The organism is Faecalicatena orotica (assembly GCF_003149245.1).
Taxonomy (GTDB): Bacteria; Bacillota; Clostridia; order Lachnospirales; family Lachnospiraceae; genus Faecalicatena_A; species Faecalicatena_A orotica.
Genome location: NZ_QGDL01000002.1, coordinates 377,843 through 397,651 on the forward strand (window position 1 = coordinate 377,843; position 19,809 = coordinate 397,651).

Here is a 19,809-nt window from a genome sequence, read left to right on the forward strand (position 1 = left end):
GGGTCAGACCCCTCTGCAGACATCATTGAATTGCTGAAAGTACTTTCAGCATAAATACTCATTTAATATATACCAGGGAGGAAGAGATGGAAACAAATCATATTTTAATTGTAGAAGACGACAAAGAGATCAGAGAAGGTGTACAGATTTACCTGCAGAGCCAGGGATATCAGGTGTTTCAGGCGGCAGATGGTGTGGAAGGACTTGAAGTGATGGAGAGGGAAGAAATCCATCTTGCTATTGTAGATGTTATGATGCCGAGAATGGATGGAATCCGCATGACGATGAAACTGCGGGAGAAGTACGATTTCCCGGTGATTATGCTTTCCGCAAAATCAGAAGAAGTAGATAAGATTATGGGATTGAATATTGGCGCCGACGATTATGTGACGAAGCCTTTTACGCCGATGGAGCTTATGGCCAGAGTAAATTCACAGCTTCGGCGTTACAGGCGGTTTATGGAAAAACTGGAACCGAAGGAAAATGTGCATGTGATCGGCGGGCTTGAGATAAACGAAGATACGGTGGAGGTTTCGGTGGATGGGAATCCGGTGAAAATGACTCCGATAGAATATAAGATTCTGCTGCTGCTTGCGAAGAATCCGGGGCGTGTATTTTCTGCCGAGGAGATTTATGAAAGAGTGTGGCAGGAGAAGGCGATCAGTACAGATACGATCATGGTGCATGTCAGGAACATCCGTGAGAAGATTGAAGTAGATCCAAAGAATCCAAAATACTTGAAGGTGGTGTGGGGAGTTGGATACAAAATTGAAAAACAGTCATAGGCTGGCAGTCATACTGGCAGTGGTTGTACTGCTCATCTGTTCTCTGGGGATGATTGCGGCATACCCTGTTTTTTCGGATCAGATGCAGGACGGACTGGACGGGAATGATGCCAATCTGGATTCTCTCAGGAATATGTCAGTAGCGCTGATCGAAGGGAACTATATTTTATACAACGAAGTAAATGAAGAAACGGACAAAGCATATATACTGCAGGAGTACGGGGGAGACCAATTCGATCTCCTGCGCAAATACATGGATTATGAAATCTTTGACTGGAGTGGTGATGCACTGCTGGATAAGAACAGCGGTGATGTGATAGCCGATCTGGGAAAAAGGAATAATACCCCGTATGCGTTCAGGGCAGCATTTACTTTCGATGAAGACGGTGAACTGACAGATATCGAAGTTGGCGGGAACCAGTTGAATGCCCGCTCACAGTATGAGGTGGAACAATATCTTTTGGAGTCACAGACGGATGCGAATGAATGGCAGTCGATTTCAGAACCATCCACAGTACAGGTGATTTATGGTTTTACAGAAGAGAATCTGAATGCCTATTTAAATGATAATGAATTTACCCAGGAATATCACATCTATGATTTAAATGGGAATATCACTTATAACGGCTTTATTACAGCATTTGTTGTTCTTCTTGCATTCACAGCGGTATTCCTGACTGTGAAAGAGAGCTTTGCATTTGGCAGGGGGAAGATAAACAATGTACCTTTTGAAATTGTACTGTGCGTAATGGGATTTGTAACTGGCAGCGGATATCTGATGTCAAAATTAGTGTGGCTTACAATCAGCAGCCAGCTCCCTTTGATATCATCCAATGCCGGATATCCCGCAAAGGATATTCTGTCATTTGTGATAAATGCGGCGGCATGGCTGCTCGTATACGGTATTGTTTTCTGGTGTTTTGTCTGTCTAAGTTCTATATTTACAATGAAAAAGGAGTATTGGATGCAGAGGACATTATGTGCGAGAGTGATACGCTGGTCGAAAAGAGGTGGAGACGCGTATGGTAAAAAAGTAAAGGATGGAGCAGACAGTCTCTGGAGCAGGGGAAAAGCGTTTTTCAAAAAACAGTATAACGCGCTGATACATCTGGATTTCCAGGACCGGACCAACCGCACGATTTTAAAGATTGTACTGATAAACTTTGCAGTTCTGATTGTTGTTTGTGCACTCTGGTATTATGGAATGGTGGCACTGGTTATTTATTCCATCGTCCTGTTTTTATTCCTGAGGAAGTATTTCCACGATACCCAGAAGAAGTATAAGCTGCTATTGCGGGCGACGAACCAGCTGGCAGAAGGGGATCTGGATACACCGATCGAGGGCGACATGGGAATCTTCAACCCGATCGAGGAGGAACTGAAAAAGATTCAGAATGGCTTTAAAAAGGCGGTGGAGGAAGAAGTAAAGAGTGAACGTATGAAGACAGAACTTATCACAAATGTCTCTCATGATTTAAAGACTCCGCTGACAGCGATTATCACCTATACGGATTTGCTGAAGAATGAGAAGAATGAAGATAAGAGAAAGGAGTATATCGAAGTATTAGACAGAAAATCCCTGAGGCTGAAGGTCCTGATCGAAGATTTATTCGAGATCAGCAAGGCAGCCAGCAAGAATGTCGCCATGAACTTTATGGATGTAGACATCGTGGGCTTGCTTAAACAGGTAGGTTTAGAGTATGATAATAAGATAAAAGAATCAAATCTGGATTTCAGATGGAAACTGCCTGAACACAAGATCGTACTCTGGCTGGACAGCCAGAAGACCTATCGGATTTTTGAAAATATGATCGTAAACATTACCAAATATGCAATGCCGCATACACGGGTATACATCGATATGCAGGAGACAGACCAGGAGGTACACATCTCCATGAAGAATATTTCAGCCACAGAACTGAACTTCAATACAGAAGAGATTACCGACAGGTTTGTCCGCGGAGACTCCTCAAGAAATACCGAGGGCTCAGGACTCGGGCTTGCGATCGCAAAGAGCTTTACAGAGCTGCAGTATGGCACACTGAAGATATCCACTGAGGCCGATTTATTCAAGGCGGATATCATATTTCCGAAGCGGGAGAAGCCTCCTGAGGAAAAAGTGGAGGAGCAGATACAGATCACCGCAGATACCATGTTCGGCCAGAATGCGGAAAAAGAAGATGATGGCTGTAAATACAGGAGCGTGAGGTCAGATACTTAAGTGGAGGGGGAGACCCTTCCGCAAAGGGGTCTGACCCCTTTGCGTTCCGTTTTCAGAATTGTTTATCATGAAGTCAGGCTTTTATGGTTGGGAGGTAAAATGGATAAAAATTATAAACAATTAAAACTATGGCAGGGACTGGTCGTGCTGGCTTTTGCAGCATTGATCATTTTTGTTGTTTCGCCGAAGATGCTGGCGCCTTTCGGGTTATATGGAACGCTGCTTGCGGAGTGGCTTATGCTTGCCGGGGCGCTGCTGCTCGTTCTGGTATTCAGGGGAGATCCTAAACAGCTGTTTCCGGTGAAAAGGCCGTCTGCCGGCGGGATTTTGGGTACGGTTCTGATGTGGGTGGGAGCGCTTTTGATTGAAATGACATTAGTGCTGCTGCTGAGTATCTTCTTTCCGGAACGAATCCTGAATGTGAATATCGGGTTAAGTACCCAGATGATCAATGTTCCCTTTATAGCCGCATTTCTGATTGTTGCGGTTACTCCGGCCATCTGTGAGGAGGCCATATTCAGGGGCGTCTTTTTGCGGAGCATGAATCCGGAAAAACATAGATGGGCCGCAATCGTCGTCTGTGCAGCGGTATTCGGAATTTTCCACGGGGACCCGGTCCGGTTTGTGCCGACAGCGATCGGTGGTGCAGTGATGGCCTATATTCTGTTGGAAAGTGAAAATATGGTCTATAATAGTATTTTTCACTTTATCAATAATCTTCTCCCAATCATCCTGCTGTTTGGAATGAGCGGGGTATATGAGAAGCTGGGAGTGTGGGATTCCCAAGGTTCATTGAATATGGCGGCGGTGCAGGGCAGCTATACGTTTATGCTGAGTGCGGGCCTCTATATGATGATGTGTGCTGCCGCGCCGTCGTGTCTGTACATAGGAAATTATCTTCTTCACAGCGGCAGGCCGGGATACCGGGATAAACTTTTCCCGGGCGGAAAGCCCGGGATCGTTATTTTTCTCGTGGCCGCATCGGGAATGCTGTTTATCGGAGGTTTGGTGCTATTTTTGTTCGGCATGATGCACATGCCTGTTACTTTGATTTAATCCGGCCTTTTGTTTTTGTGGATTTACAGGTCTGGAAACATTTCTATGCTTCTTTTTAGAATCCCGTTCATATGAGCTATGGCAATCCCGTAGTTTGTGATCGGGATTTCCTGATCTCCGGCACATTTCAGACGGTATTTCATCTCGCGCTCGTTTAGGGTACAGCCGCCGCAATGGATGATCATTCTGTATTTTGAAAGGTCCAGAGGAAACTCGGTCCCGCTCGTAAACTCAAAGTTTATTTCTTTTCCTGTATGTTTCTTTACAAGGAGGGGAAGTTTTACCGTGCCGATATCCTCGCATTGGCGGTGGTGAGTACAGCCTTCGGATATCAGGATTGTATCACCGTCCTGTAGTTCGTCCAGCGTGCCTGCGCCATGTACCACGGTTTCCAGATTTCCTTTATACCTTGCGAAGAGGATGGAAAATGATGTGAGAGGGACGTCTGCAGGGACTTCTCTGGAAACCTTTCCGAATGCCTGGCTGTCCGTTATGACAAGGGACGGTTTTTTCCCCAGACCGGCAAGCGTATCTTTCAGCTCGCTGTCCCTGACAACGATGGAAACGGCACCCGTATCCAGAATATCGCGTATCGTCTGCTGCTGCGGCAGAATCAGACGACCCTTAGGTGCGGATTTATCAATAGGAACCACGAGTACGATGAAATCTGACGGCCTGATCAGATCAGCCACGATCCGGTGCTGCTCGTCAGGAACAGGGGCCTGGCGCGCAATCAGTTCTTTTAGTTCATAGATGTTTTCCCCAGTGACTGTGCTTACGGCGATAAACTGGCCGGCGGCAATCTTGGCGGTGCCTGACAGACTGCCCAGCTGTTTTTCGGAAGACAAATCTGCCTTATTGCATACGACGACATACGGGATTTGCTTTTTCTGTATCCGCCCGAGGATTTTTTCATCTGCCGCAGTCATTCCGACGGATGCATCGATAACGAGTACGGCAATGTCTGTCTTGTTCAGTACCTGGTAGGCTTTCTGGATCCGCAGCAGGCCAAGTTCGCCTTCATCGTCCAGCCCGGGGGTGTCGATGATGACAACGGGGCCCAGAGGCAAAAGTTCCATCGCCTTAGTCACAGGGTCTGTTGTTGTGCCTTTGATGTCTGAGACGATTGCAAGATTCTGCCCGGTTATCGCGTTGATAATACTGGACTTTCCTGCGTTTCGCCTGCCAAATATTCCGATGTGGATCCGGTCGGATGAGGGTGTGGAATTTAAGCTCATGTAAAACCTCCTTAAGTCTGTCTGAAAAATTTAGAATCCAGAGTCGTTATGAATCTGGATTCCAAAATTTATAACCATATGTTAAAATCTGAAATCCCTGCGGTTATCCTGTGCGATCAGGCGCAGGTTTTCCTCTACTACCGCACGGGCTTTTTCATTAGGTACATTTAACACTTCTTTTTCGATCAGTTTGTCACCGATTGCCTTTGTTTCAGGAGATGCATAGTCCATCAGATATTCTTTTAATGTCATCAGTGCGTTAGGATGGCAGCAGTTCTGGATCTGGCCGCTCTTGCATAAAGACATGAAACGGTCACCGGTACGTCCCTCACGGTAGCATGCCGTACAAAAACTCGGTATGTAATCCATTTCCATCAGCCAGCGCACAACTTCATCCAGAGTTCGTTTGTCACTGACATCAAACTGTTCTGATTTTTCATCGTCCGGTTCCGGCTCGCAGTAACCGCCTACACTTGTGCGGGACCCGCCGCTGACCTGGGAAATCCCGAGGTGGAGTACACGCTCACGGCATTTCTGGCTTTCTCTTGTAGAAATGATCATGCCGGTGTAAGGCACGGCAATCCGGATACAGGCTACGATCTTGGCAAACGTATCATCATCGATCCCGTTGTCAAATGCATCGGCGTCGATATCATCTGCATGGCGCAGTCGGGGAACGCTGATTGTATGAGGCCCGACTCCGAAAGCAGCTTCCAGATGCTCGGCGTGCATCAGAAGTCCTGCAAATTCGTAGCGGTACTTATCCAGCCCGAACAGTACGCCAACACCAACATCATCGATGCCGCCCTCCATAGCGCGGTCCATAGCCTCTGTGTGATAATCATAGTCGTGCTTCGGCCCGGTCGGATGAAGCTGAAGATAGCTCTCCTTGTGATATGTCTCCTGAAACAGGATGTAAGTTCCGATTCCGGCTTCTTTCAGCAGGCGGTAATTATCGACAGTCGTTGCCGCAATATTAATATTGACACGGCGGATTGCCCCGTTTTTATGCTTGATACTGTAAATAGTCTTGATTGATTCCAGATAATAATCCATCGTATTGCGGACCGGGTCTTCACCCGCTTCCAGTGCGAGACGCTTGTGCCCCATATCCTGCAGCGCGATAACCTCGCGGCGGATTTCATCCTGCGAAAGCTGTTTTCTGGCAATGTGTTTGTTCTTACTGTGATACGGGCAGTATGTACATCCATTGATGCAGTAATTGGAGAGGTAAAGAGGGGCAAACATAACGATTCTGTTGCCATAGAAATCTTTTTTGATCTGCTCCGCCAGCTTAAAGATTTCCTCGTTCTTTTCCGGAATCTGACAGGCTAAAAGAACAGAAGCCTCCCTGTGCGTAAGTCCCTTTCTCTTTTTTGCCTTCTCGATCAGGGCATCGATTAATTCCACATTGTCTTTGTTTTCGTCTGCGTAAGCAAGTGTTTCTTCGATTTCCTCATGGTTAATAAAATCGTCCGCATGTTTTGAGTTTACATCATACATATTTTGTTACCTCCATCTTTCATTGAAAATTGTATTAGGGTTCAAATATTTTTTAAAAGCTGTCATATATCGTTACACTTACGGCCGTGTATCCACATTCAGTGAATCCCCGCGTGCGACAACTACATTGTAACCAATCGAGTTCATCCGTCTTTCCATACAGCCCCTGCATTCGGCGGCTTCATCCCCCGTACAGATTTTGTTGTCATAGAGTAAATAATCTTTCCGGACATCGGTAGGGGACAGGTTCGGCATCACAACATTTGCACCCGCGAGGATCCCTCTTTCCCTGCCGTCCGGGGCAATTGTGCCGAGGGCAGTTGTTGAAGGGAGGAGGACTTTTGGAAGCATCAGCCGGATCAGTCCCAGCATAAACAGTGTCAATTCCAATGTACCGGCTTTCTGGTCTGCAAAGGGGGTATCGTGGTGCGGGATAAAGGGCCCGATCCCAACCATCTGCGGATTAAGCTCTTTCAAAAACAACATATCATCCGCCAGATTTTCTGGCGTCTGCCACGGAGAACCGACCATAAATCCGGTTCCAACCTGGTATCCGATCTCCTTTAGATCCCGGAGACACTGCTGCCGGTGGGCGGCTGTCAGCTCCTGCGGATGAAGCTTACTGTAATGCTGGGGATCATAAGTCTCATGGCGCAGGAGATACCGGTCGGCCCCGGCTTCAAACAACAGCCGGTAACTCTCATAAGAACGTTCACCGACCGAAAGCGTGATGGCACAGTCAGTATACCGGCTCTTGATTGTCTTCACAATATCCGCCAGCATCTCATCCGTATAGTGTCCATCTTCCCCGCCCTGCAGGACGAAAGTCCGGAAACCAAGCCGGTAGCCGGTTTCACAGCAATCCAGAATCTGCTCTTTGGAAAGCCTGTACCTGTGTGCATGCCGGTTACTTCTGCGGATACCGCAGTAATAACAGTCATTTTTGCAATAATTTGTGAACTCAATCAGTCCACGGATATACACATCGTGTTGATAATACCTGTGCCTGACCTCACGGGCCCGTTCAAACAAGTAATCCGCCGTCCCGGGCGTCCGGCCGCGGATAAGAGCAGACCATTCCTCCTTAGAAAGAAACTGCGTTTGCTCTAATTTATTCACCAAGTTATTCATATTTGAGTACCTCATTGGGGACGTAGTAAACCTTAGAAATACTACGTGCATAGTTAATAATTTAACGAGCTTCATTTGTTAATCTGTCTGTTTTGTTTTTGCATATATAGTCTTTGTGCTGACTCCGGGCAGCATTCCGAGCTTGCCGGAGAGGGCGCTGATGACATCACCCGGCGCATCCATTGCGATGCTGATGATGGAGATGTTTTTCTCGCGGTACGGAATCCCCATCCTGCCGATGATATACTGTGCGTACTGGCTGAGCAGGTGGTTCAGTTCATCTACGGATTCGTTACTGTTGAGGATGATTCCTACCTGAGCGATTCTTGTTTCCATAAGACCTCCTTGTTTTCAAGTCAAATATTTGTTACTGTTCACTTACCTCGTTGCCCGAGGGAACAAAATTGAGTTTCGCTTGAAATAAAAAATACCCGCACCAGAAGGCGCAGGTATCCAAAGGGTAAACTTTCCCCCTAATTATCCACAAAAAGTGATAAGGGAACCCATTTTGTATGTTGTCTGTGCGCCTTTTTACTCAGGTGTGACCCTTCGTAATCAGAACAAATATATAATAAACTATAACACAGAGGATCATTATTCACAATATCAACAGGAAAATGTTTTTCTTTTTGTGCAAAGTGTTCAAAAATGTGCTTCTATAACGATGGTGTTTTCGTTGTCTAACTACAGGACTTAAGTGACCGGGTATGGGACAGGATGTGGTATGATATATACGAATAAAAAGTTTAGAAAGAAGGCGGAATATGCAGGGTATCGTTTTAAGAAATATGGACTTATCCGGCATGGATCTCAGGGGGATAGATTTTTCGCGTGCTTCGTTTCATCATATCTGTTTTGACAGGGCAGACCTCTCGGGCTGTATTCTGAAAAATGTCTTGTTTGAGCAGTGTTCCTTCTGTGGTGCAGTGCTTCGGGAGGCCGATCTGGAAGCAAGTGCGCTTCGCGGGGCGGACATGAGGGCGTGTGACATCCGGGGTGCGAACCTGTTTTGCGCGGTACTGGAGAAGGCAAAGCTGGAGAACTGTATTTCGGATGAAAATACAAAATTTTTCCGGCTGTACTGTCCGGAAGAGGGGGCGTTTGTTGGTTATAAAAATGCTGTGACAATAGGATTGCGGAACTTCTGATTCCAGCAGATGCGAAGAGGACATCTGCAACCCGCAGTTCATGCAGGTGCAGCAGGGCAAAGGTGCTTGTGATTAAGAGTATTGACTGCTCGGTTTATTTTGACGAGGCATGGTCTACGGTGGATGAGAATTTTGTTTACCGGACAGGGGAGTGGGTGGAAGTACAGGACTTTGATGAAGACAGGTGGAATGAGTCAACGACTGGGATTCATTTCTGGATGACCAGGGAAGAGGCAGTACGTTACTAAAATTAAGAATAAAAAGAAAGTTATAAAATGTTTATAAAAAGTGCATTTTTATATTGATAAATTATTGACAAACAATGGTTTATATGTTACTTTTAGACTATAGTACGAACGGCAGTCTAAAAGGAGAAAAACTGCTGTTCCCGACAAGGTTAAGAGAGGGATTAAATCATGAGTCTGATCACTGATATCCAGAAGTATTCTATCCATGACGGAGACGGGATACGGACGACGGTTTTTTTCAAAGGATGCCGTCTTAAGTGTGTCTGGTGCCATAATCCGGAGACACAGAATTATAAAAAAGAGCTGCTTTTTGATCAGGAGAAGTGTGTAGGCTGCGGAGCATGCGCGGCGGCCTGTCCGAACGGGGCAGTCACGATATCCGGCGGGAAAGCGGTCACTGACCGGGAGAAGTGCACGGTGTGCGGACAGTGTATAGACGTCTGCAACCTGAATCTGCGGGAGATCGCAGGTGATGAATATTCCGTGAATGACCTGGTTAAAGAACTGAAAAAAGATGAGATGTTTTATGAAGAGTCAGGCGGCGGCGTCACTTTGTCAGGCGGAGAGGTTATGACAGCAGACATGGATTATGTGGAAGCACTTGTCAAAAAGCTGCACCGCATGGGGATTTCCGTCATGATCGATACCTGCGGCCAGGCGCCTTATGGGAACTTTGAGCGGATACTGCCCTTTGTGGATGCGTTTTTATATGACATCAAGACGATGGATAATGAGATACATAAGCGATACATGGGTGCGGGAAACGAAGTTATACTCGGAAATCTGGAAAAACTAAGCCAGGCAGGGGCAAGGATCTATATCCGTATCCCTACGATAAAAGAAGTAAATGGAAATGACGAAGCAATGAAAGCAATTATTGCATGGCTTCAGGAAAAGAACATTCATGCGGCGAAGGTAAACCTTCTCCCTTATCACAATACGGGATCAGGAAAATACCCGAAAGTCGGGATGTGTTACGAAGGCAATGACCTTCATGCACCGGATAAAGAAGAGATGAATCATTTTGTGGAGTTGTTCCAACAGGCCGGATACCATAATGTAAAAATAGGAGGTTAAGAAAATGGAAGAAAGAGGAATGAACGAACGTATCAAAAAACTGAGAAAGTTAAGTCTGGATACTCCTGCGCACATTGATCTGGAGCGTGCGCTCAGTGAGACGGAGACTTATAAGAAGTATGAAGGAGAACTGTCAGTGCCGGAACTGCGCGGACAGGTGCTGAAGGATTATTTTTCAAATAAAACATTATATATCGGTGAAGGAGAACTGATTGTCGGAGAAAAAGGTGACTCTCCGCAGGCGGCGCCTACTTTCCCGGAGCTTTGCTGCCATACGGTGGAAGATATGCATGTTATGAATGACAGAGACCTGATCAACTTCAAAGTTAAGGAAGAAGATTATAAGATTCAGGAAGATGTTATGATCCCGTACTGGGATAAGCGTTCTATGAGAAACAAGATCCTGCGCCAGATGACACCGGAATGGAAGGACGCTTATGAGGCAGGAATTTTCACGGAATTTATGGAACAGAGAGGACCCGGGCATACAGTCGGATCTGTTAAGATTTATGAGAAAGGTTTCCTTGACTACAAAGAAGATATCCAGAAGTCAATCGACAGTCTGGACTTCATGAATGATCCGGAGGCACTGGACAAGAAGAATGAGTTAGAAGGTATGAAACTTGCCTGCGATGCCATCATGATCCTGGGCGAGAGATATGCAGCCTATGCAAGGGAATTAGCCGAAAAAGAGACGGATGCAAAGAGAAAAGAAGAACTGCTCCAGATTGCGGTAAACTGCGATGTCGTGCCGGCACACAAGCCGGAGACCTACTGGCAGGCGATCCAGATGTACTGGTTTGTACACCTTGGAGTTACAAGCGAATTAAACCCGTGGGATGCTTACAGCCCGGGACGCCTTGACCAGCACCTGAATCCGTTCTATGAGAAAGATACAGAAGCAGGAATCATGGACGACGACAGAGCCCTCGAACTGCTGGAATGCCTGTGGGTGAAATTCAATAACCAGCCGGCACCACCGAAAGTAGGAATTACGCTAAAAGAGAGCAGCACATACACCGATTTCGCAAACCTGAACACAGGCGGAATCACACCGAACGGGGAAAATGGCGTCAACAATGTCAGCTACCTGATTCTGGACTGCATGGACGAGATGAAACTCCTCCAGCCAAGCTCCAATGTCCAGATCAGCAGAAAGACACCACAGAAGTTCCTCAAACGTGCATGTGAGATTTCCAGAAAAGGATGGGGACAGCCTGCATTCTACAACACCGAGGCAATCGTGCAGGAGCTTTTGAACGCAGGAAAATCTCTGGAAGACGCAAGACGCGGCGGAACAAGTGGATGTGTGGAGACAGGGGCATTCGGAAACGAGGCTTATATCCTCACAGGATATTTCAATATCCCGAAAGTATTTGAACTGACACTGAACAATGGTTTCGATAAAATGACGGGCAAACAGCTCGGACTGAAGCTGGGGAATGCAGTAGATTTCAAGTCATATGAAGAGCTGTTTGAAGCTTTCCAGAAACAGATGAAGTATTTCATAGACATCAAGGTGCAGGGAAGCAACGTGATCGAGAAGATCTATGCAGAAAATATGCCGGTTCCGTTCCTCTCTATCATCACAAATGATTGTATTTCCAAAGGGAAGGATTACAACGGCGGCGGTGCAAGGTACAATACCAAGTATCTGCAGGGCGTAGGTATCGGAACAATCACAGACTGCCTTGCAGCTGTAAAATATAACGTCTACGACCAGAAGACATTTACAATGGAAGAACTGATGAAAGCGCTGGATGACAACTTCGAGGGACACGACAGAATCGCAAATCTGGTTCGAAACAAGACGCCGAAATACGGTAATGACGATGATTATGCAGATGATATCATGAGATCCGTGTTTGAATATTACAGGAGCCAGGTAACGGGACGGCCGAATATGCTGGGCGGAATGTACAGAATCAACATGCTGCCGACAACCTGCCATGTTTACTTCGGTGACGTCATGATGGCAAGCGCCAACGGACGTCTGGCACACAAACCGGTATCCGAAGGAATTTCCCCGGAGAAGGGTGCAGATACAAACGGTCCTACAGCTGTTGTAAAATCCTGCGCGAAGATGGACCACCTGCAGACAGGCGGTACACTGCTGAACCAGAAGTTTACCCCAAGTGTCGTGGCAGGAGAAGAAGGCCTGGAACAGATGGCGAACTTAGTCCGTGCGTACTTCAACATGGACGGACACCATATTCAGTTCAATGTCATTGATAAAGAGACATTAATTCAGGCACAGAAGCATCCTGAGGATTATAAAGACCTGATTGTGCGTGTGGCAGGTTACAGTGACCACTTCAGAAATCTGAGCAAGGCACTGCAGGATGAGATTATTGAAAGAACAGAACAGAGTTTTAATTAAGAACCAATCTGAACAGAACATTGATTCATAAATGAAAAAAGAGACTGCCTGGCTATCCCAGTGCGGTCTCTTTCCCTATTGTAAAATGATCTGCTTTCAGTATTGCGTAGGCTTTTTCATAATTATTTTCGCGCATGTACTGGACCATTGTTTTTAAATTTTCATTCGTTTTTACAATATCCATTCCGTTCTTTACGGAATTCTGTCCCATGCGGATGAGTTCTGAGAGATTGTTTTCATAAATACGGTTAATGCGGTCGTTTTCATAGACGCTGACGATCTCCAGATGCATGTTCGTATCGGCAACTTCCCACTGGTAAATATCCCCGGCCGCGGCGCACATACGCACGATTTTTTCCTCGATCCGGTAGGAGTACTCTTCATAGCGGCCGGAGGTGAATATGAGCTGGAATGCATTGCCCTCCAGAAGTTCCCGCAGCTGGTAGATTTCCCGGATGTCCTTTTCCGTGATTTCCTTCACGGTCATGGACTTATAATAATCGGTGACGATCAGCCCCTCTGCCTGCAGCATTTTGATGGCTGTGCGCACTGGATTCCGGCTCATATTGAGATCGGCGGTGAGCTTTGCCTCGGTCAGCTGCATGCCGGGCGGATAAGTAAGATTCAGAATATTCGTGCGGATCGTCTCGTAAGCCTGGTCCGCCAGAGAAACATGTTTTTCGGCCATAATGATACCTCGTTTATATAGATTATGATGCCGCGCAGCAGGGTGCACGGCACGGAAAATTCCTAATTGTATACAAATTATAAAGTAAATCAGAACAGAATGCAATATCATTCCAGATACATTGAAAGAATGGAAGGAATATTTTTTTAATAAATGTATAAAATATTCCCAACGTTATTCCCAACGTGTTATAATATCAACATTGGGAATAAAAGTTGGGAAAAGGATGATGTTTATGAATATCGAAAAATTAGTTTTAGACTTATGTGCATATGCCGATGAGCAGGAATGGTTTGAATTTAAAGAAAATTGGTTTCAGCCGGAAGTACTTGGTGAATATGTATCAGCCTTGTCAAATGCAGCCGCATTCCACCATAAGGCCCAGGCATATTTTGTGTGGGGCGTTAATAATGAAACTCATGAAATTGTAGGCACGACATTCAATCAGTATTGCGACCATAACAAAGAACCATATCAAAATTTTCTGGCGAGAAATCTGTTTCCGAGTATTAATTTTTCGTTTGAGGAAACAACGATAAATGATAAGAGGGTTGTTGTTTTGATGATTCCTGCTGCGGAAGAAATTCCATCAGCTTTTAAAGAAAAGCGATATATCCGTATTGGCTCTTCTAAAGCAAATTTGAAAGATTATCCGAAAAGGGAAATTCAGTTGTTCAAAATTTTGGACGGAAGAGTAGAGACTGTGGAAACGTTACCGGCTAAATATCAGGAATTGACATTTTCTAAATTGTTTGGATATTATGGTTCTAAAGGAATAGTTTTAAAGGAAAAAACTTTTGAGAAAAATCTTGGATTAAGAAATAAAGACGGAGAATATAACCTGTTGGCACAGTTGCTTTCAGACAATTCACATTTTCCATTAAGAGTATCTATTTTTGAAGGCGAGACTAAAGGCTCCAATTTATTTTCTGTAAGAGAATTTGGAAATAATTGCCTGCTTTATACTTTGGATGAGGTTTTAAGATATGCGGATGTATTAAATTTGATTCAGGCAGATGAGAGCGAGCGTGTAGTGGAACGTCCGGAAATACCACTGTTTGATAACAAAGCCTTTAGAGAAGCAATTATAAATGCCATTTTGCATAATCTATGGATAAGTGGAAATGAACCAATGATTTCTGTCTTCTCGAATAGGATAGAAATTTTGTCAAGAGGAACACTGGCACCGGCACAGACTATGGAAGGGTTTTTCTTGGGAGAATCAATCCCGGTAAACGAAAAGTTATCAGAAATCTTTTTACAGCTGCATATCAGTGAAAAATCTGGTCGTGGTGTGCCTAAGATTATTGAAACTTATGGGAAGGAAGCATTTACTTTTAGAGAAAATTCGATTGTTGTTACAATACCGCTTCAGCGAATAAAAAAAGTAGGGAAAAAAGTAGGGAATAAAAAAGAATTAAATTTGAGAAGACAAACAATCCTAACAGAAATGAGAGATAATCCTAATATTACTACCAGCGAATTACATCAAATACTGGGCGTTAGTGAAACGGCAGTGGAAAATAATCTTACATTTTTGAAAGAAAATGGATATGTAGAAAGAGTTGGTTCTAAAAAGACTGGTTATTGGAAGGTGCTTGAGTAAGTTATTTGGAAATCAGAAAGGGAAGGGGAAGAGAATATGGCAGAGGTAAGAAAGCATATTACCTTCTACGGAAGAGTGCAGGGTGTAGGTTTCCGCTATACGGCAAAATATCTTGCCCAGTCACTGCAGCTTACCGGATGGGTGAAAAATGAATGGGACGGCACCGTTACGATGGAAGTGCAGGGACGTGAGCCAATGATTAATAAGCTCCTTGTGGGCCTGAATCAAGGCAGCTTTATTTCTATAGAATGGATGGACACAAAGGAGATACCATTGGAGAAGGAGAGCAGCTTCTATGTACGATAGAATTTCATGAAATAACGATTGACATAAAGCACTGAAAATGCTATATTGTATGCAAGAGAAAGAATTGTATACAAATTATGAATATGTATACAATTATGAAGCTTTAAGACAGACTCGGAGAGAAATACTCCCTTTGGATCTGATGAACAAAAAAGAAACGAGGAGAATGATTATGAAATTAGGATTTATTGGTACAGGTAACATGGCAGGAGCCATCATGGGCGGAATCATCAAAAAAGGAATCTTCAAACCAGAGGAGATTATCGGTTCTGACATCTTTGAGCCGGGAAGAGAAAGAGCGAAGGCTGAATACGGCATCAATGTGACAGCAGATAATAAAGAAGTAGTAGAAAGTTCTGAGATTGTAGTCCTTTCTGTAAAACCACAGTTCTACGCATCTACAATTGCGGAGATCAAAGATAGTGTAAAAGAAGGCCAGATCATCATTACGATTGCACCGGGCAAGACTCTGGAATGGCTGGGAGAGCAGTTTGGCAAAGCAGTGAAGATCATTCGTACAATGCCGAATACACCGGCTATGGTCGGCGAAGGTATGACGGCAGCATGCCCGAATGAGCATGTAACAGAAGAGGAACTGAAGTATGCGGTCAGCATTTTGAGTGCGTTCGGTAAAGTCGAAGTAGTTCCGGAAAGACTGATGGATGTTGTTGTTTCTACAAGTGGAAGTTCACCGGCATACGTGTTCATGTTCATCGAAGCGATGGCGGACGCAGCAGTTGCAGACGGAATGCCGAGAGCACAGGCTTACAAGTTCGCAGCACAGGCTGTATACGGAAGTGCGAAGATGGTACTTGAGACAGGCAAACACCCGGGCGAATTAAAAGATATGGTATGCTCACCGGGAGGAACCACGATCGAAGCTGTTAGGGTTCTCGAGAACATGGGATTCAGAAGTGCAGTAATCGAGGCAATGAAAGCGTGTGCCGAGATTTCCAAAAACATGTAATCTGTTTAAAGATTAAGATTTTTTTATCATACAAGGACAGGCCCACTCCAAATGCATATAGAAGCATTTGGAGTGGGCCTGTCCTGTTTTAGGATATTTATCATCTTCTGCATCAGGTGCGGAACCGCCTTCGATATGACAACGGACTGCAGTATACATATTTTTTAAACACGGAACAGAAGTAGTTGCTGGATGAGAACCCAGTATCAAAAGCAATGTCTATGATCGGCCGTGATGTCAGTTCCAGCTGCTGCTTGGCGTATTCCACCCTTCTCCTGGTCAGGAACTCGGCGGGGGTTATACCGACCTCTTCCTTGAATTTCATCTTAAAACGCGAGAGTGAATATCCGGAGACATCAGCGAGCTGTTCCAGACTGAGCTCCTCGCGGAAATGCCCGTCTATGTAAGAAACAACTTTTTGTATTGGGGTGTCAGAATGGGCCTCTTCTTCCGTCACCGGTTTTAGGTTCTGCAGTTCGAACAGAAAGCAGCAGAGATACTGGACACCGGCATAGTAGCGGGCCGTGTTCTTGGATTGAAGCCCCTCGAATGCCTTTTTCAGCATATGGATCCCGGTGCTTGTTACTTTCAGATGCCTGTTAGGGAGTGAGGTGAGCATGTCGGCTAAAAATCGGCTGTACTTGGCATCCAGCCCGAGCAGGCTCTGCTTCTCCTTAAGGTCGATCTGGAATCCGTAGAATTCACAGGGGGATTCTGCGCTTGCAGTGGTCTGGTGCAGTTCATAGGGGAACGTAATAAACAGCTCGTTCCCTGTAATGATGTAATGATTATTGCCTACCGTAGTCTCCCGGGTGCCCTTGGCCAGACAGTGGATTTCAACGATGTCAGAATGATAATGAAGGGGAGTCGGCTTTGAGGCATGGTTGATATTCCAATGTGCAAAGTTTTTAAGCCCTACAATCTGATGAAAGTCAAATGTAAGGACCTGCTTATGTTTCTCCCAGCAATACTCGTCAAATATTTCCCTCAATATGATCATCCTCCTGTCTGATATTATAATTTATGATACCATAAAAAACAACTTAATTATGCAAAAATGATAAAAACAGCTCCTGAAATGAAAAAAAGTACAGCAAAAACATATGCATTATGCACAAATAGTATAAAATTGTACTCGGGATGATGTTAAATGCGCAAAAAATAAAACGATATTATAATTGTTTTATACAAAATAATCAATTGGACTTCAAAGATGTTACAGATTTGACCAAAGAAAGTGAGGGTGTATATGAGAGTAATTCAGGACGGTGTATGGCCGGTCATGATCACACCATTTACAGAAGACAACAAAATCGACTATAATCAGGTACTGAAACTTCTGGAATGGTATGAAGGACAGGGAGTAGCCGGGGTCTTTGCAGTATGTCAGTCAAGTGAGATGTTTTTCCTGACAAAGCAGGAGAGATTTGAACTGGCTAAGTTTATCATCGACAATGCCCCGGAAAATATGGGGGTTGTTGCTTCCGGACATGTTGCAGAAACAGTGGAAGATCAGGTAGAAGAAGCAAAAGCCGTAATTGATGCAGGTGCAGATTCTTATGTGTTTATATCTAACCAGTTTGCGAAGGAAGGCGGAAGTGAGGATGAGGCAAAAAGAGGAATTGAAACTCTGATCAGCCAGATCCCGGCGGAGAGTTTTGGCATTTATGAATGCCCATTCCCTTATAAGCGGGTACTGTCGCCGGAACTGCTGAAATTCTGTGCGGAAACCGGAAAGTTTTCATTCCTGAAGGATACGTGCTGTGACCTGGCCCAGTTAAAAGCGAAGACAGATGCTGTGAAACATACAGACCTTAAGATTTTTAACGCGAATGCAGCTACACTGCTTGAAAGCCTGAAAATGGGATGTGCGGGATACAGTGGTGTGATGGCAAACTTTCACGCGGACCTATATACATGGCTCTGTGAGAATTTTGAAAAAGAGCCGGAGAAGGCGGAGAGAATGCAGAACTTCTTAGGAGCTGCGTCATTGGTGGAATGCCAGGTCTATCCGGTCAATGCAAAATACCATATGCAGCTGGAAGGGCTTGAAATGTCTACATACTGCCGGACAAAAGACGCCGCAGAGCTGACTGCAAGTAAACAGATGGAAATTGTACAGTTCAGGGCAATGGAGCAGGCGTTCAGGGAGAATTTTTTTAAGTCATAATACCGCTGGATAAATACGGCGGGAACAGGAAAGAGAATAAAAAAGAATCATAGCTCCGGCGCGGCTCAGTAGGCAGCCATCTGTGCAGGAAGGGGCATGAGATAAACGAAAATAGGATTCCTGAAAAGGAAAATCATGAAAGAGGTATGGAGGATATTATTATGAGAAAAAAATTAGTGACAGTATTGTTGACCGTGGCAATGACAGCAAGCTTACTGGCAGGGTGCGGAAGTGGAAAGTCTGAGGACGCAGGAGACAAAAAAGCTGACGGTGCATCTTCCGGGGAAAAGGTGGAGCTGATCTTCACATCTGTATCTGTATCAGGCGATTCCCATACAAAGGCAATGCAGGAGTTTGCCGATAAGGTGGAAGAGCTTTCTGACGGAAGCGTGACATGCAAGACATATTCAGATGGCACACTGTTTTCTTCTGAAAACGAATTTGATGCACTTCTCTCCGGGGAAGCGGATCTGGCGTATATTTCCTTCCAGACACTTTCCACGCAGTCAGGGCTGGAGTGGTGTTCCATGTTTGGTTCCGGATATTTCTGGGATTCCTATGACCATATGACAGGAACATTAAACGGTGAGACCGGACAGGAAATCTTTGATAAGATTTCAGACAATGTAAACTGCAAGCCGCTTTCTGCATTCTATCTGGGAAGCCGTATCATCAATACAAGGGCAAAAGAAGTAAATAAATATGAAGATATGTCAGGACAGCTTTTGAGAATGCCAAATTCCGAGGCATGGCTGAACTTAGGGGAAGCACTCGGCGCGAACCCGACCCCGCTTTCCTTCTCAGAGCTGTATACCGCGCTACAGACAGGTGCCGTGGATGCGCAGGACAACCCGCTTCCGACATGTATCAGTGCAAAATTCTATGAAGTTGCACCTTACTTTGCAATCACTAACCATGTAGTAGACTCTGTCATCCCATGCATCAACACAGATACATGGAACAGCATGTCAGAAGACCAGCAGAAGGCAGTGACAGAGGCAATGGAATACGCAAGGACAACCAATGACGAGGCAAGAATCGCCGACGAGGAATCTGCCATCGAGACTCTTGAGTCTGAAGGCTGCACAGTTACTTATCCGGACCTGAAGGCATTCAAAGAAAAGGTTACAGCTTATTACGAAGGCCATGATGACCAGACATCCACATGGGACATGGATATGTATAACAAGATTCAGGATGAAGGCGCGAAATACGAGTAAACGTATCTGAAATAAAAGAGATAGAGAAATACAGCGATCCGTGAGGCTTCGCTGTATATTCTCCG

The 19,809-nt window shown here is 45.1% G+C and carries 18 protein-coding genes; 12 read left to right on the plus strand and 6 right to left on the minus strand.

The features are described 5' to 3' along the window. The first annotated feature begins 86 nt into the window (after positions 1–86). The 3 genes from A8806_RS05550 (at position 87) to A8806_RS05560 (ending at position 4,062) form a co-directional block, all read left to right on the plus strand. Positions 87–785, plus strand: a complete 699-nt coding sequence (locus tag A8806_RS05550; protein WP_109730177.1) for a response regulator transcription factor — start codon at positions 87–89, stop codon at positions 783–785. Continuing rightward, positions 757–3,006, plus strand: coding sequence for a sensor histidine kinase (locus A8806_RS05555; protein ID WP_109730178.1), 2,250 nt, complete (start codon positions 757–759; stop codon positions 3,004–3,006). The genes A8806_RS05550 and A8806_RS05555 overlap by 29 nt, the downstream gene beginning before the upstream one ends. Positions 3,007–3,105: 99 nt before the next feature. Further along, positions 3,106–4,062 carry a type II CAAX endopeptidase family protein gene (locus tag A8806_RS05560; protein WP_109730179.1) on the plus strand — a complete coding sequence of 319 codons (957 nt, stop codon included), beginning with the start codon at positions 3,106–3,108 and terminating at the stop codon, positions 4,060–4,062. Between the two features lie 23 nt (positions 4,063–4,085). Here the strand turns inward: A8806_RS05560 and hydF are convergent, their stop codons facing one another. The 4 genes from hydF to A8806_RS05580 all read right to left on the minus strand — a co-directional run bounded on the left by hydF (position 4,086) and on the right by A8806_RS05580 (position 8,270). Continuing rightward, positions 4,086–5,300, minus strand: coding sequence for a [FeFe] hydrogenase H-cluster maturation GTPase HydF (gene hydF, locus A8806_RS05565; RefSeq protein WP_109730180.1), 1,215 nt, complete (start codon positions 5,298–5,300; stop codon positions 4,086–4,088). An 81-nt stretch (positions 5,301–5,381) separates the two neighbouring features. Continuing rightward, entirely contained in the window at positions 5,382–6,803 is a 1,422-nt protein-coding gene (gene hydG / locus A8806_RS05570) for a [FeFe] hydrogenase H-cluster radical SAM maturase HydG (RefSeq protein WP_109730181.1), read from the minus strand. Between the two features lie 78 nt (positions 6,804–6,881). Next, positions 6,882–7,934, minus strand: coding sequence for a [FeFe] hydrogenase H-cluster radical SAM maturase HydE (gene hydE / locus A8806_RS05575; RefSeq protein WP_109730182.1), 1,053 nt, complete (start codon positions 7,932–7,934; stop codon positions 6,882–6,884). Between the two features lie 78 nt (positions 7,935–8,012). Continuing rightward, on the minus strand, positions 8,013–8,270 hold the full coding sequence (locus A8806_RS05580) for a TM1266 family iron-only hydrogenase system putative regulator (RefSeq protein WP_109730183.1): 258 nt from the start codon (positions 8,268–8,270) through the stop codon (positions 8,013–8,015). A gap of 428 nt (positions 8,271–8,698) precedes the next feature. Between A8806_RS05580 and A8806_RS26555 the strand changes: the two genes are divergently transcribed. From A8806_RS26555 to hypD, 4 genes are all read left to right on the plus strand, one after another. Then, positions 8,699–9,082, plus strand: a complete 384-nt coding sequence (locus A8806_RS26555) for a pentapeptide repeat-containing protein (RefSeq protein WP_242995957.1) — start codon at positions 8,699–8,701, stop codon at positions 9,080–9,082. After that, positions 9,082–9,330 (plus strand): DUF5758 domain-containing protein, encoded by a 249-nt coding sequence (locus tag A8806_RS26560; protein ID WP_242995959.1) that lies wholly within the window; start codon positions 9,082–9,084, stop codon positions 9,328–9,330. The genes A8806_RS26555 and A8806_RS26560 overlap by 1 nt, the downstream gene beginning before the upstream one ends. Positions 9,331–9,498: 168 nt before the next feature. Further along, on the plus strand, positions 9,499–10,407 hold the full coding sequence (locus A8806_RS05590) for a trans-4-hydroxy-L-proline dehydratase activase (protein WP_109730184.1): 909 nt from the start codon (positions 9,499–9,501) through the stop codon (positions 10,405–10,407). Positions 10,408–10,411: 4 nt separating this feature from the next. After that, the gene (hypD, locus tag A8806_RS05595; protein WP_109730185.1) at positions 10,412–12,787 is read left to right on the plus strand and encodes a trans-4-hydroxy-L-proline dehydratase; all 2,376 of its coding nucleotides are present in this window, start codon (positions 10,412–10,414) and stop codon (positions 12,785–12,787) included. A 52-nt stretch (positions 12,788–12,839) separates the two neighbouring features. On the opposite strand, the gene A8806_RS05600 is transcribed toward hypD, so the two are convergent. Continuing rightward, positions 12,840–13,475, minus strand: a complete 636-nt coding sequence (locus A8806_RS05600; RefSeq protein ID WP_109730186.1) for a GntR family transcriptional regulator — start codon at positions 13,473–13,475, stop codon at positions 12,840–12,842. Between the two features lie 235 nt (positions 13,476–13,710). Between A8806_RS05600 and A8806_RS05605 the strand changes: the two genes are divergently transcribed. From A8806_RS05605 to proC, 3 genes are all read left to right on the plus strand, one after another. Beyond that, positions 13,711–15,081 carry an RNA-binding domain-containing protein gene (locus A8806_RS05605; RefSeq protein WP_109730187.1) on the plus strand — a complete coding sequence of 457 codons (1,371 nt, stop codon included), beginning with the start codon at positions 13,711–13,713 and terminating at the stop codon, positions 15,079–15,081. Between the two features lie 36 nt (positions 15,082–15,117). Then, positions 15,118–15,387, plus strand: coding sequence for an acylphosphatase (locus A8806_RS05610; protein WP_109730188.1), 270 nt, complete (start codon positions 15,118–15,120; stop codon positions 15,385–15,387). A gap of 172 nt (positions 15,388–15,559) precedes the next feature. Further along, a complete protein-coding gene (gene proC, locus A8806_RS05615) occupies positions 15,560–16,354 on the plus strand; it encodes a pyrroline-5-carboxylate reductase (protein ID WP_109730246.1) in 795 nt (264 codons plus the stop codon). Positions 16,355–16,466: 112 nt separating this feature from the next. On the opposite strand, the gene A8806_RS05620 is transcribed toward proC, so the two are convergent. Next, positions 16,467–17,345 carry a helix-turn-helix domain-containing protein gene (locus tag A8806_RS05620; protein ID WP_181368595.1) on the minus strand — a complete coding sequence of 293 codons (879 nt, stop codon included), beginning with the start codon at positions 17,343–17,345 and terminating at the stop codon, positions 16,467–16,469. A 258-nt stretch (positions 17,346–17,603) separates the two neighbouring features. Between A8806_RS05620 and A8806_RS05625 the strand changes: the two genes are divergently transcribed. Further along, positions 17,604–18,524 (plus strand): dihydrodipicolinate synthase family protein, encoded by a 921-nt coding sequence (locus tag A8806_RS05625; protein WP_109730190.1) that lies wholly within the window; start codon positions 17,604–17,606, stop codon positions 18,522–18,524. 161 nt (positions 18,525–18,685) lie between these two features. Then, positions 18,686–19,744 carry a sialic acid TRAP transporter substrate-binding protein SiaP gene (locus A8806_RS05630; protein WP_181368596.1) on the plus strand — a complete coding sequence of 353 codons (1,059 nt, stop codon included), beginning with the start codon at positions 18,686–18,688 and terminating at the stop codon, positions 19,742–19,744. The last annotated feature ends 65 nt before the right edge of the window (positions 19,745–19,809 follow it).

What these genes read in the sequence shown, in the direction of transcription:
- A8806_RS05550 (WP_109730177.1), top strand. Translation starts at nt 87, where the DNA reads ATGGAAACAAATCATATTTTAATTGTAGAAGACGACAAAGAGATCAGA.
- A8806_RS05560 (WP_109730179.1), top strand. Translation starts at nt 3,106, where the DNA reads ATGGATAAAAATTATAAACAATTAAAACTATGGCAGGGACTGGTCGTG.
- hydF (WP_109730180.1), bottom strand. Translation starts at nt 5,300, where the DNA reads ATGAGCTTAAATTCCACACCCTCATCCGACCGGATCCACATCGGAATA.
- hydG (WP_109730181.1), bottom strand. Translation starts at nt 6,803, where the DNA reads ATGTATGATGTAAACTCAAAACATGCGGACGATTTTATTAACCATGAG.
- hydE (WP_109730182.1), bottom strand. Translation starts at nt 7,934, where the DNA reads ATGAATAACTTGGTGAATAAATTAGAGCAAACGCAGTTTCTTTCTAAG.
- A8806_RS05580 (WP_109730183.1), bottom strand. Translation starts at nt 8,270, where the DNA reads ATGGAAACAAGAATCGCTCAGGTAGGAATCATCCTCAACAGTAACGAA.
- A8806_RS26555 (WP_242995957.1), top strand. Translation starts at nt 8,699, where the DNA reads ATGCAGGGTATCGTTTTAAGAAATATGGACTTATCCGGCATGGATCTC.
- A8806_RS05590 (WP_109730184.1), top strand. Translation starts at nt 9,499, where the DNA reads ATGAGTCTGATCACTGATATCCAGAAGTATTCTATCCATGACGGAGAC.
- hypD (WP_109730185.1), top strand. Translation starts at nt 10,412, where the DNA reads ATGGAAGAAAGAGGAATGAACGAACGTATCAAAAAACTGAGAAAGTTA.
- A8806_RS05600 (WP_109730186.1), bottom strand. Translation starts at nt 13,475, where the DNA reads ATGGCCGAAAAACATGTTTCTCTGGCGGACCAGGCTTACGAGACGATC.
- A8806_RS05605 (WP_109730187.1), top strand. Translation starts at nt 13,711, where the DNA reads ATGAATATCGAAAAATTAGTTTTAGACTTATGTGCATATGCCGATGAG.
- A8806_RS05610 (WP_109730188.1), top strand. Translation starts at nt 15,118, where the DNA reads ATGGCAGAGGTAAGAAAGCATATTACCTTCTACGGAAGAGTGCAGGGT.
- proC (WP_109730246.1), top strand. Translation starts at nt 15,560, where the DNA reads ATGAAATTAGGATTTATTGGTACAGGTAACATGGCAGGAGCCATCATG.
- A8806_RS05625 (WP_109730190.1), top strand. Translation starts at nt 17,604, where the DNA reads ATGAGAGTAATTCAGGACGGTGTATGGCCGGTCATGATCACACCATTT.
- A8806_RS05630 (WP_181368596.1), top strand. Translation starts at nt 18,686, where the DNA reads ATGAGAAAAAAATTAGTGACAGTATTGTTGACCGTGGCAATGACAGCA.